General features: G+C 31.7%; 17 protein-coding genes and 1 riboswitch. Of the genes, 6 read left to right on the forward strand and 11 right to left on the reverse strand.

Features of this window, described 5'->3' with window-relative positions:
• Entirely contained in the window at positions 1–1,308 is a 1,308-nt protein-coding gene (sufD, locus tag PYW44_RS09565; protein WP_021339851.1) for a Fe-S cluster assembly protein SufD, read from the reverse strand.
• 105 nt (positions 1,309–1,413) lie between these two features.
• Positions 1,414–2,172, reverse strand: coding sequence for a Fe-S cluster assembly ATPase SufC (gene sufC, locus PYW44_RS09570; RefSeq protein WP_115076022.1), 759 nt, complete (start codon positions 2,170–2,172; stop codon positions 1,414–1,416).
• A gap of 364 nt (positions 2,173–2,536) precedes the next feature.
• Here sufC and popT point away from each other — a divergent pair, with 364 nt between their 5' ends.
• Both popT and PYW44_RS09580 read left to right on the forward strand, forming a co-directional pair.
• The gene (gene popT / locus PYW44_RS09575) at positions 2,537–3,382 is read left to right on the forward strand and encodes a polyprenyl-phosphate transporter PopT (RefSeq protein ID WP_021339852.1); all 846 of its coding nucleotides are present in this window, start codon (positions 2,537–2,539) and stop codon (positions 3,380–3,382) included.
• A gap of 206 nt (positions 3,383–3,588) precedes the next feature.
• A complete protein-coding gene (locus PYW44_RS09580) occupies positions 3,589–4,617 on the forward strand; it encodes a hemolysin family protein (RefSeq protein WP_021339853.1) in 1,029 nt (342 codons plus the stop codon).
• 1,365 nt (positions 4,618–5,982) lie between these two features.
• On the opposite strand, the gene PYW44_RS09585 is transcribed toward PYW44_RS09580, so the two are convergent.
• The 7 genes from PYW44_RS09585 to PYW44_RS09615 all read right to left on the reverse strand — a co-directional run bounded on the left by PYW44_RS09585 (position 5,983) and on the right by PYW44_RS09615 (position 10,680).
• On the reverse strand, positions 5,983–6,798 hold the full coding sequence (locus PYW44_RS09585; RefSeq protein WP_002508185.1) for a MetQ/NlpA family ABC transporter substrate-binding protein: 816 nt from the start codon (positions 6,796–6,798) through the stop codon (positions 5,983–5,985).
• A 23-nt stretch (positions 6,799–6,821) separates the two neighbouring features.
• Entirely contained in the window at positions 6,822–7,517 is a 696-nt protein-coding gene (locus tag PYW44_RS09590; protein WP_002508186.1) for a methionine ABC transporter permease, read from the reverse strand.
• Positions 7,510–8,535, reverse strand: a complete 1,026-nt coding sequence (locus tag PYW44_RS09595; protein WP_021339856.1) for a methionine ABC transporter ATP-binding protein — start codon at positions 8,533–8,535, stop codon at positions 7,510–7,512. The genes PYW44_RS09590 and PYW44_RS09595 overlap by 8 nt, the downstream gene beginning before the upstream one ends.
• An 85-nt stretch (positions 8,536–8,620) precedes the next feature.
• Positions 8,621–8,728, reverse strand: a riboswitch (SAM riboswitch).
• A 55-nt stretch (positions 8,729–8,783) separates the two neighbouring features.
• Positions 8,784–9,083: a thioredoxin family protein gene (locus tag PYW44_RS09600; protein ID WP_021339857.1), complete on the reverse strand. Its 300-nt coding sequence runs from the start codon at positions 9,081–9,083 to the stop codon at positions 8,784–8,786.
• On the reverse strand, positions 9,080–9,472 hold the full coding sequence (locus PYW44_RS09605; RefSeq protein WP_002508189.1) for a toprim domain-containing protein: 393 nt from the start codon (positions 9,470–9,472) through the stop codon (positions 9,080–9,082). The genes PYW44_RS09600 and PYW44_RS09605 overlap by 4 nt, the downstream gene beginning before the upstream one ends.
• 305 nt (positions 9,473–9,777) lie before the next feature.
• Positions 9,778–10,158, reverse strand: coding sequence for a glycine cleavage system protein GcvH (gcvH, locus tag PYW44_RS09610; protein WP_002508190.1), 381 nt, complete (start codon positions 10,156–10,158; stop codon positions 9,778–9,780).
• Positions 10,159–10,326: 168 nt separating this feature from the next.
• Positions 10,327–10,680, reverse strand: a complete 354-nt coding sequence (locus PYW44_RS09615) for an arsenate reductase family protein (protein ID WP_002508191.1) — start codon at positions 10,678–10,680, stop codon at positions 10,327–10,329.
• 143 nt (positions 10,681–10,823) lie between these two features.
• Between PYW44_RS09615 and PYW44_RS09620 the strand changes: the two genes are divergently transcribed.
• Positions 10,824–11,144, forward strand: a complete 321-nt coding sequence (locus PYW44_RS09620) for a thioredoxin family protein (RefSeq protein WP_002508192.1) — start codon at positions 10,824–10,826, stop codon at positions 11,142–11,144.
• A gap of 146 nt (positions 11,145–11,290) precedes the next feature.
• Here the strand turns inward: PYW44_RS09620 and PYW44_RS09625 are convergent, their stop codons facing one another.
• Positions 11,291–11,830: a nitroreductase family protein gene (locus tag PYW44_RS09625; RefSeq protein WP_021339858.1), complete on the reverse strand. Its 540-nt coding sequence runs from the start codon at positions 11,828–11,830 to the stop codon at positions 11,291–11,293.
• 66 nt (positions 11,831–11,896) lie between these two features.
• Positions 11,897–12,616: a type I 3-dehydroquinate dehydratase gene (aroD, locus tag PYW44_RS09630; protein WP_021339859.1), complete on the reverse strand. Its 720-nt coding sequence runs from the start codon at positions 12,614–12,616 to the stop codon at positions 11,897–11,899.
• 178 nt (positions 12,617–12,794) lie between these two features.
• Here aroD and PYW44_RS09635 point away from each other — a divergent pair, with 178 nt between their 5' ends.
• The 3 genes from PYW44_RS09635 to PYW44_RS09645 all read left to right on the forward strand — a co-directional run bounded on the left by PYW44_RS09635 (position 12,795) and on the right by PYW44_RS09645 (position 14,731).
• Positions 12,795–13,220: an organic hydroperoxide resistance protein gene (locus tag PYW44_RS09635; protein WP_002508195.1), complete on the forward strand. Its 426-nt coding sequence runs from the start codon at positions 12,795–12,797 to the stop codon at positions 13,218–13,220.
• A 486-nt stretch (positions 13,221–13,706) separates the two neighbouring features.
• Positions 13,707–14,243, forward strand: a complete 537-nt coding sequence (locus PYW44_RS09640; RefSeq protein ID WP_056935397.1) for a GNAT family N-acetyltransferase — start codon at positions 13,707–13,709, stop codon at positions 14,241–14,243.
• Between the two features lie 221 nt (positions 14,244–14,464).
• Complete coding sequence (locus PYW44_RS09645; protein WP_021339861.1) at positions 14,465–14,731, forward strand: hypothetical protein; 267 nt, start codon at positions 14,465–14,467, stop codon at positions 14,729–14,731.
• The last annotated feature ends 121 nt before the right edge of the window (positions 14,732–14,852 follow it).

Below are 14,852 nucleotides of genomic sequence, written 5' to 3' on the forward strand. Positions count from 1 at the left end.
TTATTTATTAATTTTAAGTTCAATTACTTCACGTAATTTGCGTTTTACATCTTCAATCGGTAATTCACGTACAACTGGATCTAAGAAGCCGTGAATAACTAAACGTTCAGCTTCTCGACGTGAAATACCACGACTCATTAGATAATAAAGTTGTTCTGGGTCTACACGACCTACTGATGCTGCATGTCCTGCTTCTACGTCATCTTCGTCTATTAACAGAATAGGATTCGCATCCCCACGTGCCTTTTCAGAAAGCATGAGTACACGTGATTCTTGTTGCGCGTTTGATTTAGCGCCACCATGTTTAATGTAGCCAATACCATTAAATATTGTTGAAGCACTTTCTAACATAACGCCGTGTTTTAAAATATATCCGTTTGTTTCTTTACCGTATTGTACGATTTTAGACGTTAAATTGATTTTTTGACTACCCGTACCAATAACAACAGATTTTAATTCACTTTCTGAACGATCACCAATTAAATTAGTAGTATTATCAATTATTTGGCTACCTTCATTCATTAGTCCTAATGCCCAGTTAATTGTTGCGTCTGCTTCTGTCATACCGCGACGAATAATGTGACCTGTAAAGCCTTTGTCTAAATAATCTACTGAACCATAAGTGATTTTCGAATTTGCAGCAGCACTTACTTCTGAAACGATGTTAAGTTGGTTACCTTCACCACTTGCATTTGACAAATAGTTTTCAACATACGTTACTTCTGCACTTTCTTCAGTAGCAATAATAACGTGATTATAGAAACTTGCATTAGCATCGTCATGTAAAACAACGTATTGAATTGGATGTTCAACCACTACGTTTTTAGGTACATATACAAACATACCACCATTAACAAGCGCTGTGTGTAATGCTGTTAATCTATGTTCATCAACAGTTACTGTGTCATTCATAAAATATTTTTTTACTAAATCAGGATGATTCTTCAACGCATCTGATAATCCTTCAATGATTACGCCATCGTTTTTTGCAGAATCAGAAACCTTTGTATAAGCAAGTGTATTATTATGTTGTATTACTAAGTTCTCTGTGTTTTCTACATCAATAATTTCTTTTACTTCTGCAGGTAGATTTTCAATTGATTCATAAACATTACCTACTGTTTCATGTTGTTTAAATGAATCGAAATCCCATTTGTTAATTTTTGTTTTATCTGGTTTTGGCATTTCTAAAGTTTCAGTTAATTTCAACGCTTCTCTACGTAATTCAGTTAACCAAGAAGGTTCATTATGGGCTTGTGAATATTCAACAAGTTGAGCTTCAGAAATGTTCAAAGTTTCAGTCGTCATACTATTTTTTCCTCCCATTTGATGATTGTATGATTTAATTCATTGGTATAAATCAAAACCTTAAATCTTCATCTAAATTAATGTTTTCATATGATTTGAGACTTATTATTGAGCGTTGAACTCTTCTTTAACCCAATCATAGCCTTCTTCTTCTAAACGTTTTGCTAATTCAGGTCCGCCTGAAGTAACCACTTTGCCCGCATACATAACATGTACATGGTCTGGAGTAATGTAGTTTAATAGACGTTGATAGTGAGTGATAATTAATGCACCGAATTCTTCGCCACGCATTAAGTTGATACCTTTAGATACTACTTTTAGAGCATCGATATCTAAACCAGAGTCAATTTCATCTAAAATTGCGAATTTTGGTTCTAACATCATTAATTGAAGAATTTCATTACGTTTTTTCTCGCCGCCAGAGAATCCTTCGTTTAAATAACGTTGCGCCATATCTTGATCGATATCTAAACGATCCATTTCTTTATCTAATTTTTTGATAAATTGCATCAAGTTAATTTCATTACCTTCTCCACGTTTAACATTAATTGCTGAACGTAGAAAATCTGCAGTTGTAACACCAGTGATTTCTGACGGATATTGCATAGCTAAGAAAAGTCCAGCTTTTGCACGTTCGTCAACTTCAAGTTCTAATATGTTAACACCGTCTAATAAAACTTCACCTTTCGTTACTTCGTAGTTAGGGTGTCCCATGATTGCTGATGATAATGTTGATTTACCAGTACCATTTGGTCCCATTACAACGTGTATTTCGTCTGTGTTAATTGTTAAGTTAACACCCTTAAGAATTTCTTTATCTTCAATAGACACATGTAGGTCTTTAATTTCTAATGTTGATGGCATACATATTCCCTCCGTATTATATGATATGTTTTTCTTATCTAGTTTATAATAATTTTAATCTACAGTCAAAAGACTGAGCCTTTCTTACATCTTCTAATTATAACGTAGTTATATTCGAATATAAACCTTTTCAGGAGCTAAATTAAAATCGTTATTAAAACACAATCATTTTCGATAGGGATTCTTTAATTTTTGTAACTGATAATAATATCATCTTTGTTCTCAATACCTATATTCTTTTAAATTAGAGTCTCAGTTCATTTATATGTGATAAACAATAATCTTTTCTATTTTGCTTTTAATATTATCATGCTTACTTTTATGCTATTATCATTTATATATTTTTAATCAAAAGGAGACTGTCATGTCAAAAATAAAATGGTCAAATATTTGGAAAGGATTTGCTATGGGAACAACTGATTTAGTTCCGGGAGTGAGTGGAGGTACAATCGCACTCTTACTCGGTATTTATGATGAATTCATTCGTTCTGTTAGTGGTCTTTTTTCAAAACGTTTTTGGGAAAGTTTAAAATTTTTAATACCAATCGGATTAGGAATGGTAATTGCTATTGGGTTATTAAGTAAAGTTATTAATTACTTACTTAATGAACACACAGTACCCACGATGTTCTTTTTTGTTGGGTTAATCGCAGGAATCGTTCCATATTTATTAAAAACTTCTCGATTTAAACAAACATTTAATGTTAAACATTACTCTCTTGTAGCATTGGGTATCATTATAATTGTTGTTATTACTTTATTAAATAACGGCGACAAGCATGCAGGTGAAACACTAGAAATTTCAACTGGTCTTTTCATAAAATATTTTATTGCTGGTGCGTGTGCTTCTAGTGCTATGTTACTTCCAGGTATATCAGGATCATTTATGTTATTAGTGTTTGGAGTATACGGTACAGTAATGTATGCTCTCTCAGAATTTATTTCGCTAAACTTTAATGCCATTCCTGTATTGATTTCTGTTGGTTTAGGCGTTATTGCCGGTTTCTTATTTGCTAGTAAAATCATTCAACATTTATTGACTTACCATACTTACTTAACCTATGCATTAATTATTGGTTTTGTAGTAGGTTCGCTTTACGCAGTATTTCCTGGCCTCCCGGATTCTATTTTAATATGGATAATTTCAATCATAACGATAATTTGTGGCTTTATTATTAGTTATAAATTAGGAAGCACTACAAAAGATTAAAATCAATATATGTTTGAAACGCCGTCGATATTGCTCGATGGCGTTTTTAAATACACTTTCTCAAAGTTTTCGATGACACAAAACACAAATTCAATTTTTTAAACTCTGTAAATCTTGATAGTGGATAACTACACTCATTTTTTATATAATGAACTTTCAATCATTTTTAGATTGAATCAGAAAATATTGGAGGAATTAATTAATATTTGGGAACCCTTATTAGTTTAATCACGTTTATCATTTTATTAATACTTACTGCATTCTTTGTCGCTTCAGAGTTCGCAATAGTCAAAGTTCGAACATCAAGAATCCACTCGCTTGCAACAGGTAATAACAAAAATGCACTTTCAGCACAAAAGGTAGTAACACACTTAGATGAATACCTAGCCGCCTGTCAATTAGGTATTACAATTACCGCTTTAGGCATCGGTATGGTCGGCGAATCGACTTTCGAGTTTATGTTACACCCGCTTTTCAGTAGTTTAGGCTTGTCAGATTCGATGATACATGTCTTCACATTAATTAGCGCTTTCGTAATTGCAACCTATTTACACGTTGTAGTCGGCGAAATGGCTCCTAAGACAGTTGCGATACAAAAAGCCGAACAAATCACATTAATTATAGCTAAACCAATGATCATGTTTTACAAATTATTTTATCCATTTATATATATACTTAATGGTTCAGCGAGATTAATTTTGAAGATGTTTGGCATGCAACCTGCTAAAGAAAGTGAACTTTATCATTCCGAAGAAGAATTAAAATTATTGATTAAAGAAAGTCATGAAGGCGGAGAAATCTCTGAAAATGAATTAACACATATCAATCGTGCTTTTGCCTTTGATGAAATGACGATTAATGATGGTTATATTGCTCTCGACAAAGTTTCAATTATCGATATTAAAAATGATGTTGATGAAACAAAAGCTTATATAAATAATGCGAATTACACAAGATTCCCTGTATTTAGAGATAACCCAACTCAAATTGTTGGTTACTTACATGCTAAGGATTTTTTAAATGATGATTTAACGACACTTGAAAATATTACAAACGATATTCTAAAAGTAAGTCTTAATACTAAATACCATCATGTATTAGAGCTGATGAAAACACATCAAATCCACATCGCACTTGTCGAAGATGAAAACCGTAATCCTATTGGTATAATTACCATGGAAAACATTTTAGAAAATATAGTTGGCGATATTAAAGATGAGCATGATTTAGTCTAAATATGTACTTTAATTAAAATAGTATTTCAACCGTAGACAAACCACCGACGAAGTTAAGCAACTTTGTTGGTGGTTTTTTGTAGTTCTTTAAGTACAATCTTATTATTTTATATGTCAGAAGCGTTTGGCTCAGACACGGTTACATATTTACGTATTGAAGTATTCTGCAAGCACTAAATTAGTCCCATTTGCTCATGCGTCTTGTAAGAATCCAGATAAATGCGCTAAAAAATAACCCGGAAGTATATGTCCCATCACTTTTAAATCATTTATGATATAAAAGCATCCCATAACTTCCGAGCTATTAAATAAAATATCAACAGCGAAAGTGATATTTTATTGATTCTATATATAATCAATATATAAACCTTCCATTATTATAGAAAGCTTACCATTAATTTGTTAGTTCTCCCATTGAAAATTAAACTGATTTTTCTCAATCAATCTATTTCCATTCTCTTATTTTACTCACCTGAGACCACTATTTCAAATATAAGAGATAAGCGTGCATCACATGTTTCAATCATTTATTACAATTCACTTTATAAATGCTATACACAACTATATTTTACAGTTTTTTATTATTGCCTTATATTGTCCAAACGTCAAAAATACATACCCACGCATTTATATATTTTGATAATCTAATATATAATTTATGATATCCTTAAGCAAAAAGGAGATTTATTATGGGTTTACTAGCTGCTATTGTATTAGGGATTATTTTCATACCTATCTACGCTTATTTTTGGGCTTTTATATTTCGCTGGGAAAATAATAGAAGAGTTAAGCGGAACAACTTTACCCCCATGACTGATAAACAGTATTATTTACTTTTAATCGTACATGGAATATTTGCTACATTTTTAGTTATCTTTGCAATATACATAAGTTACTTTAAATGATATGTGGCTATTTCATAATAATAAAGCCCTCTACACTCATATTCTCAACTTTAATTTTTTATTATCGTATTAATTAAAAAACAAGAAAGAGTTAAAATGGAATGACAATTATTACCGAAATAGCAATTTTGTGTTAACGAATCACAATGGCAATCCTATACAACTTAGACGCTTTTACATATTTTTAAGAAAGACTGTTAAAGATGAAGAGATTATAAAAGAAGTATCTTCACAAATATTAAGTCGTAGCCATATCTTTAAAAAGTGTTATAGAACAAATGGATAAGGAAATGATGAACAACCTTGAATAAGTAAAACTTAGTTAACACGTCCAAATTTGGTCGTGTTTTTTATGCTTTATATTCGATAATTTTTACATACTGCCCTTTTTCAATTCTTACAACCATAAAAAAGAACCCTCAAACCGTTGCGGTTAAAGGATTCTTCATAAAATTTGATATTATTTTGCTGGTACGACCGCACCATCGTATTCTTTGTTGATATAGTCTTTAATTTCTTTAGACTGGAGTACATCAATTAGCGCTTTAATTTTCTCGTCATCTTTATGACCTTCTCTTACGCCAATTAAATTCGCATAAGGATTGTCTTTTGCTTTCTCTAGAACAATTGAATCATCTTTAGGGCTTAAATCTTGATCAATTGCAAAGTTTGAATTAATAATTACAGCATCAGCATCTTCGTTTTGATAAATTTTAGGTAGATACTCTGCAGATTGTTTATTATTAAATTTGATGTCTTTTTTATTTTCTACAATATCATCAAACGTAGCGTCTTCTGTTTTAACGCCATCTTTTAATTTAATAAGTCCTTCATCTACGAAGAATTTTAAGAAACGTCCTTCTTCAGCTGGATTATTCGAAACATATACTGTTGCGCCTTTTGGTAAATCTTTTAAACTTTTATATTTTTTAGAGTAAACTGCCATAGGCTCCAAGTGAACGTTTCCTGCTGATTCCACTTTATAGCCTTTGTCTTCCTTCTCTGTTTTTAAATATGGTGTATGTTGGAAGAAGTTCGCATCAAGTTCACCTTTATCTAATAATTTATTCGGTGTTGTATAATCATTAATCGTTTTGATTTTTAGCTTATAACCTTTATCTTCTAACAATGGTTCTGCTTTTTCTAATATTTCTGCGTGCGGTGCTGGCGAAGCTCCGACTGTAATTGTCTTATCTTTTTCATCTCCGCCACCGCCACATGCTGCTAATAAAAGTGCTAAAGCAACTACAGAAACTAAACTTAATATTTTTTTCATATAATAAAGTCCCCTTTTAAAATTTATCGTTTATCTATTTTATTTGTAGACCAGTCACCAATAAATTGAATGATAAATACAATAATCAGTATTAAAACTGTTGATACAAATATGACGTCATTTTGATTTCGTGTGAAGCCAGTTAAATACGCTAAGTTACCTAAACCACCTGCACCAATTACACCAGCAACCGCTGTTGATCCAACTAAAGCAATTGCAGTCACTGTAATACCGGATATTAAAGCTGGCATTGCTTCTGGTAAAAGGACTTTTTTCACTACTGTCCATGTATTTGCGCCCATTGACCAAGCCGCTTCGATTACGCCTTTGTCGATTTCTTTAAATGCGATCTCTACTAATCTTGCATAGAACGGTGCAGCACTAATAATCAATGCTGGTAAAGCTCCAGTTGGTCCACTAATTGTTCCTAATATTAAACTTGTGAATGGAATCAACAAGAGTATGAGAATAATGAAAGGTATCGCTCTGAATAAGTTTACGATAAATGAAACTACACTATAAAAGACTCTTGCCACTGGTGATTTACTTTTAGCTGATAAGAAGAGTAATACACCTAAAATCAGTCCTAAAACAAAAGCAAACGCTGTTGCTATTACAGTCATATAAATTGTTTCATATGTTGCTAACCAAACTTCGTCCCAACTAATATTTGGCATAGTAACCATCTCACGGAGTATGTCACCAAACGAATTACCCATGCTTTAACACCTCCACTGAAACGTGTTGCGCTTCTAAATCATTTTTGAACTTTTCGAATTTTTCTGAATTTACTGTTGGTAAATGCACTACTAAAAAGCCGATTGAACCGTCTTTCGTATGTTTAATATTAGCTTCCAATATATTTACATCAATATTATGCGTCTTAGTTATGTATGATACTAACGGCTCCGTAGTATTGCTTCCTGTAAAATTCAAGCGAACTACATAATCATTTTCATTTAATGTTATTAAATCTGTGATAGATTCATCAAAATCATCGTCTAAATCATCTTTCACAAAGCGTTTTGTTACTTCATGTTGTGGGTTTTCAAAGACAGTTGTAACCTTGCCTTGTTCAATTACACGGCCATTTTCCATAACAGCGACTTCATCACAGATACGTCGAATGACATGCATTTCGTGTGTAATGATTACGATTGTTAAATTTCGTTCTTCTTTAATCTTTAATAATAATTCTAGAATTTCATCTGTCGTTTGAGGATCTAAAGCACTTGTTGCTTCATCGCAAAGCAATACAGTAGGTTCATTAGCTAATGCACGCGCGATACCGACACGTTGCTTTTGACCGCCTGATAATTCCGATGGATATGCATTTTCTCTTCCTTTTAGTCCTACCAATTCCACTAGTTCTAAAGCACGTTGCTTCGCTTCACGGCGCGAAACACCAGCAATTTCTAGCGGAAATGTAATATTATTTAATACATTTCGTGACCACAGTAAATTAAAATGTTGAAAAATCATGCTCACTTTTTGACGTTTTTTTCTTAAATCTGATTTAGATAAATCACCAATCTTATCTCCATCAATAATTACGTCACCTGAAGTAGGTTGCTCGAGATTGTTCAAGAGTCTTACTAAAGTACTTTTCCCCGCTCCTGAAAAACCAACTACTCCAAAGATTGAGCCTGATTGAATGTTTAAATCAACATGATCTACAGCTAGTACGTCGTGTTTTTTTGTCTTGTACCTTTTGACTATTTGATTTAATTCAATCATCACACTTGCCTCCTTGTATTACACTATCAATTAAAAAATGCTTCCTCTATTATTCAGTGAAGAAAAGAGAAAGCATTAATCGCTTCTCTCATCTCCCAAAGTTAATCGTAACTTCATGTGAATTGGCACCATTTCTGATTCAGACGGTTGCCGGGCTTCAAAGGGCACATCCCTCCACCACTCTTGATAAGAGTATCATTTATTTAATTATTTTTAATCCTATCATCGCACTCATGTTTCGTCAATAACTATTTTAAATTTTCTAACAAATAAGGAACAGATTGAAATGCGTAAATTCTTTTCTGCTCTTTACCTTTAGACATCAACATGAGCACAGGTACAGATTGTATTTCTTGCGCTTGGCTAAAATCAGGATGAAAATTCAAATCTATTTTTGTAATTGGTAGTTTCAAAATTTCATTTGCTATATCTAACATGCGTTCTGAAACTTTACAAGTTCCACACGTTGGTGTATAACCAAATATTAAATATTTTTCTTTTTCTTCATGTTCGTGCACATCTGCACGGTGTTCACTTGTTACATTCATGTTAATAAACTTACCCTTTCAGCTATATAATCTAATTTTGCTTTAGCTACTTTTTCTGCGTCTTTTACAGAAAAACCATGTTTTCGCAGTACTTTGGATAAATATGGTTTAGGGCATCTAGCAACCTCACAATATTGTCTATCTATGCGTATATGTTTACTTTCACTGAGATATCGTTTGAACCATTTCCGTATCTTTTCACCTTCTTTATCTGAATCAACAAGAATATACACTTGTTTATCATATAAAGTTTCAACCATTTCATCGATTTTATCAATGCCCATAGTACCGTTTGTACATATGATATCAATTGGCTGATCAATAACTTGCTTTACCCGCTTCTTGTCTGACTTGCCTTCGACAATGATAACTTGGTTTAGTATCGTCATGACATCCACCCTCTAAATGTTGATAGTTGTTCAATCTACTTAGTTCTTCACAATACTTAGCGACTATAAACATAATTTACATATTCCTAATCTTATCTTATTATTGAAAATAATTTTTGTCATTTAAAGACATCTAATTAAATATTCATTATCTTATATAAGAACTGTTTTTTAGTACTATTAAGCTATGATTTACTATAGCTCACTTTATGCATCTTTTAACTTGACTAAAAACCACATAAAATAGATTATTCTCATTAAAAAAACCCCAAGATAATCTATATCATGGAGTTCATACTTTGTTTTTATTCACCAATCATTTCTGAGTATTGCTCAGCTGATAGTAATTCATCTAATTGACTTTCATCACTTAATTCAACTTTTACCATCCATGCTTTATCGTATGGTGATTCATTTACGAATTCTGGGCTGTCTTCTAATTCTTCGTTAGACTCGACAACTTTCCCAGTAACAGGTGCGTATAGTTCTGAAACTGTTTTTACTGATTCAACACTACCAAAAGTTTCACCTTCGTTAATCTCATCGTCGACTTCTGGTAATTCAACGAATACGATATCTCCTAATTCACCTTGAGCATATTCAGTTATACCAATTGTTACTGTATTTCCTTCAATTTTAACCCATTCATGTTCTTTAGAATATTTAAATTCACTCGGTACTGCCACAAGAATCCCCTCCTAAATGATTTTACATATTAATGATGCCATATGAAAAGCTTTCAAGCAACTATTTCCTGATACCATAATGCAATCAGATGTTTTCACAGCAATAGATGAAGCGTTTCCACAATCACTATTGTAACCACTTATTTAATTATGAATTTAAAATTTATTTTATAACCAAGTTTCTTTATATTGGTCTTCTTTAAATCCAACTGTAACTTTATTTCCTGAAATGGCTAGCGGTCTTTTAACTAACATACCATTTGAAGCCAATAAATCTAACTTTTCATCATTCGTTAGATCTTTCAACTTATCTTTCAATCCAAGCTCACGATATTTTGCGCCATGTGTGTTAAAAAGTTTATTAATATCAATTTCTGTCGCTTCAATAATATCTTTAAACTCGTTTTTAGTAGGTGTATGTTGAACGATATCAATTGGTTCAAAACTAACACCATACTCCTGTAAGAACTTAGCTGCCTTCTTACAAGTTGTACAATTAGGATACTGGTAAAATTTTATCATTATGCTGTACCTCCTATGTCTAGTTAACACTAATATATCAAATTTCTACTTAAAACGCTCTTAATATCAAGCTGATTTTTTTAATAATGGCTAATTGTCAGTTATAATAAAGTTAATAATATCTAAAATAAAGGAGTTATACTATGCAACCAATAAATTCTACAGACAATTTTAAAGAAACAATACAAAGTGATAATCCTGTCATTGTTAAATTCGAAGCAGGCTGGTGTCCAGATTGTAAAGCGATGGACATGTGGATTGATCCAATCACTGAAAAATATAATGATTACCAATGGTTCACTGTAAATCGTGATGAATTAGAAGACGTAGCGTCTGACAATGATGTAATGGGTATTCCTAGCTTGTTAGTTTTCAAAAATGGAGAAAAACTAGCTCATTTACATTCAGCAAATGCAAAATCTCCAGAACAAGTTGAATCATTTTTAGCAGAAACATTTAAATAAATTATAAAATATTGCAGATGAAAATCTAAGGCATACATTTAAGTATAAAGGCCGCATTGAATTTTAATTTCAATGCGGCCTTTATATATTTATCTCAACAATCATTCAAATGACTGCTTACCCACTTTACAATTATTATATGACAGTTAAAATTTATCAATTATATTATTTAGATGACGTTCTCTATGTGGTACTTCGTCTTCTAAATCAGTTAAATATAAAAATCCGACTAAGCTCTCATCGTCTTTCACTCCAAATAACGCACGCATTTCAGGTTCAAAAATATATGCTGGCGTTTTCCAACACGTACCAATGCCAACTTCATGTAGAAGAAGCATTAAATTTTGAGTGAAAGCTCCAAATGCCATATAATTTTCTAAATTTTGTTTTTGTCTTGGATCTTCTTTTAAGACTAAAGCTAGCATGCCCCCAAGATTTGTTGCTACATTATAATGATCTTCTTGTTTTTTCTTCAGATTAGGAAACGCGATTTTGGTAAGCTGTTTACTCATATCCCCTAATCTATCTTTAGCAATATGAACAACTCTCCATGGCTCTCTCATACCATGATTAGGTGCATCAGTAGCTTGTTGAATAGCTTGATATAAAGCAGCATCGTCTATATTCATATCTCTTTTGAACACTTTAATACTACGACGTTGTGCTATTGCTTCCTGCAATTCCATATAATATCGCCCTTTCACTATTGATAATTATTTTCAATTATAAGACAGGTCGAGATTATTTTCAAACTACTCATATAACTTTAATTGTTGTTTTAACGCTTCAACATGAATTTGACCTGGTGCTTTAGGACTATCAAGACAGCCATACGTTACAGTGCCTCCAAATAATCCCTGCGCAGTCCTTGATATAACACCCAATTTTGACATTGCAATGCCTATTACTTGTTGAGTGACTGAATCAGACGTTTCTGACATCGCACTTAATAAATTAAGCACATCTTGTTTTTCATGAGGCATTACTGCAACTTTTAAATAATCTGGTTCAAGTTGATGCATTTTAAAATAAAGATGTTTTAAAGCTTCTAATGCCGGTGTTTTTTTAAAATCATGATAGGACAATACCACTTGGATTTGTTTGCTTTTAAATTGTTCAATTAAATCTATTAAAGGTTGTGTTGATTTCCCGGGTTCAAATTCAATATCAACTAAATCAATATGTGCTAAATTGATCATTTCAGCTAATGCATTCAAATATGCTTCTTGTGATAACGTGCCGCTTCCACCTTGTGAAGAAGTACGATAAGTAACGAGTATTTTTTTCCCTAAATTTAAACTATAGATATTGTCTACTACTTTAGACACATGCTTCACATCAAAATCCACCCACTGATCTATTCTAAGTTCAATGATTTCTATTGAATCTTGAAATTTAATTAAGTCTTTTATAGTAGATTGTGAAAGTTCGTTTTCTGGCGCTATCGTAACAGCTATATCAACTTCAGTCATTTTTATTACTTCCTTTATCTAATATGATTAAAATAATTGTATAACAATTTTCAAAAATAAAACAATCAATATACATTAACTTATAAAATGGCAGTATTAATCAAAGAATGAATTTTATATGATTTAAAAATAATTCTTCGGGTATACAGTAATAGTAAGTCATTAAGGAGGTAATAAAATGGCAGTAAATTATGAAACTAAAGCAACAAATACAGGTGGCCGTAACGGACACGTTCAAACAGATGATAAAGCAATCGATGTAGCGGTTATTCCACCAGCACAAGCTGACGCTGAAAAAGGTACAAACCCTGAGCAATTATTCGCAGCAGGTTATGCCTCATGCTTTAACGGTGCATTCGATTTAATCTTAAAACAAAACAAAGTGAGAGATGCTGAACCAGAAGTAACTCTAACTGTGCGTTTAGAAGATGATCCAGATGCTGAAAGCCCTAAATTGAGCGTTTCAATTGATGCTAAAGTTAAAAGCGTATTATCTCAAGAAGACGCTGAAAAATATTTACAAGACGCACACGAATTTTGTCCATATTCAAAAGCTACACGTGGCAACATTGACGTTGATTTAAACGTAGAAGTTGTTGACTAGTATTTAATATAATATTTAACCCCTAGACTCTATTTCGAGCCTGGGGGTTATTTTGTGTTTTGATGTTTCTGCCCTCTTATTTCTTGATGTCTTTAGTATTCTCTGTCTAGGTATTTAATTGTCATCATCACTAAATTGAGTGAAAAAATAAACAACTAAAATTGCAAAAGAAACCAGGATAAGTGCTGTCAGAGAAACAATAATTATAATTAATGCCTCCAAAAGTCTTGCCTCCACTTTAGTATATACCACTATATTATATCATAATCCATCAAATGAATTTCAATTCTTTAAATTTTAAATTTAATTAAAAATAAATTTAAAGCGATGAATTTATTAATCCAAGGAATTTTAAGTTAATTATATTTTTGACATAAGCAAATGGAAAAGTTGCCCAATCACTTCTTTTACTATAGTATTATAAATAAAATATCAGAATATTAATTATTTTATTATATATACTTTGTACAGTTTAGGAGGCATTCAATGACAGATATACGTTACTTAACAAGTGAAGATTCATCTATTTATCGCGCTTTTTTATTAAAGGGCATCCACAAAGAACTTGAAGTATTTGCATGGAAATTGCAAAATGACAAATGCTTAGTTGAATTAAATATACAAAAATTACTTTCTTCACAAACATCAGATTATGCAGTGCTTGGTGCCTTTGAACAAGATGAATTAGTTGGTGCGGCTACTTTAATTCACAAACAAAAATATAGCTTATCTCATAAAGCAATAATGGAAAACATGTGTGTACAAGGTCATGATGATCATTCAAGAGATTATATCTCTAAATTGTTAATGCGCCATATTTTCCAAATATGCCATGACAAAGAAATAGAAATCTTATTAACTTCACTCATTTCTAATAACATTAGTGGAAAAGTATTTTTCAGTAATCTCAACTTTGACACACTCTTTTTAGAGGAACATGCTAGAAAATATGAGGACTATTACGTCGATGAACATTGGTTAATATATTACTTTAAAGGCAATGATTTAGAACTATTTAATTAAATAGTTGATACCTGTATATAAAATAACGTTATATTTATTTCATAATCACAATAGCTCGCTTTATGTAGCAAAATCATCGAGTTAAAGTAATTTTTCAAAAGTTTTCCTATAATGGCTTGCAATCAAAAGCATTTAGAAATATTATTTTAATAAGTCATACTTACAATCTACATATGCACATTAAAATATCATCTTTCCAATTATAGAAAGGACTGAACAAATTGAAATATGCTACTACATTACTATCTTTGTTCTTATCATTAATCACTTTAGCTACACCTTTACTAGCTGTTAACAAAGTGTTAGAAGGCGATATGGCAATATTAGCAGGCGCTTTGTTTATCTTAGGTGTTTTATTATTTAACCTATACGCTTGTATACGTGGCGATCGTGTAGCTAATATCTTTGCTATGTTCGTATCCATCTTCGCATTTATTCTAATGAGTTATCCAATGTGGAAAACATATGTAATGGGTTTTTTAGGTTAGCTTTCTTTTTATACATAACTTCATCTATTTACTATCAAGTGCATCTATTGTTAAATTCAAATTTATCAATAGATGCACTTTTATTTTAAAATTAATTCTTTAGAAAGTTTTTATATAAGTT

It is taken from the genome of Staphylococcus equorum (assembly GCF_029024965.1).
GTDB lineage: Bacteria > Bacillota > Bacilli > Staphylococcales > Staphylococcaceae > Staphylococcus > Staphylococcus equorum.

Excerpts from the sequence above, each read along its gene's own strand:
- sufD (WP_021339851.1), bottom strand. The coding sequence starts at position 1,308 with ATGACGACTGAAACTTTGAACATTTCTGAAGCTCAACTTGTTGAATAT.
- sufC (WP_115076022.1), bottom strand. The coding sequence starts at position 2,172 with ATGCCATCAACATTAGAAATTAAAGACCTACATGTGTCTATTGAAGAT.
- popT (WP_021339852.1), top strand. The coding sequence starts at position 2,537 with ATGTCAAAAATAAAATGGTCAAATATTTGGAAAGGATTTGCTATGGGA.
- PYW44_RS09585 (WP_002508185.1), bottom strand. The coding sequence starts at position 6,798 with ATGAAAAAAATATTAAGTTTAGTTTCTGTAGTTGCTTTAGCACTTTTA.
- PYW44_RS09590 (WP_002508186.1), bottom strand. The coding sequence starts at position 7,517 with ATGGGTAATTCGTTTGGTGACATACTCCGTGAGATGGTTACTATGCCA.
- PYW44_RS09595 (WP_021339856.1), bottom strand. The coding sequence starts at position 8,535 with ATGATTGAATTAAATCAAATAGTCAAAAGGTACAAGACAAAAAAACAC.
- PYW44_RS09600 (WP_021339857.1), bottom strand. The coding sequence starts at position 9,083 with ATGAATGTAACAAGTGAACACCGTGCAGATGTGCACGAACATGAAGAA.
- PYW44_RS09605 (WP_002508189.1), bottom strand. The coding sequence starts at position 9,472 with ATGACGATACTAAACCAAGTTATCATTGTCGAAGGCAAGTCAGACAAG.
- PYW44_RS09615 (WP_002508191.1), bottom strand. The coding sequence starts at position 10,680 with ATGATAAAATTTTACCAGTATCCTAATTGTACAACTTGTAAGAAGGCA.
- PYW44_RS09620 (WP_002508192.1), top strand. The coding sequence starts at position 10,824 with ATGCAACCAATAAATTCTACAGACAATTTTAAAGAAACAATACAAAGT.
- PYW44_RS09625 (WP_021339858.1), bottom strand. The coding sequence starts at position 11,830 with ATGGAATTGCAGGAAGCAATAGCACAACGTCGTAGTATTAAAGTGTTC.
- aroD (WP_021339859.1), bottom strand. The coding sequence starts at position 12,616 with ATGACTGAAGTTGATATAGCTGTTACGATAGCGCCAGAAAACGAACTT.
- PYW44_RS09635 (WP_002508195.1), top strand. The coding sequence starts at position 12,795 with ATGGCAGTAAATTATGAAACTAAAGCAACAAATACAGGTGGCCGTAAC.
- PYW44_RS09640 (WP_056935397.1), top strand. The coding sequence starts at position 13,707 with ATGACAGATATACGTTACTTAACAAGTGAAGATTCATCTATTTATCGC.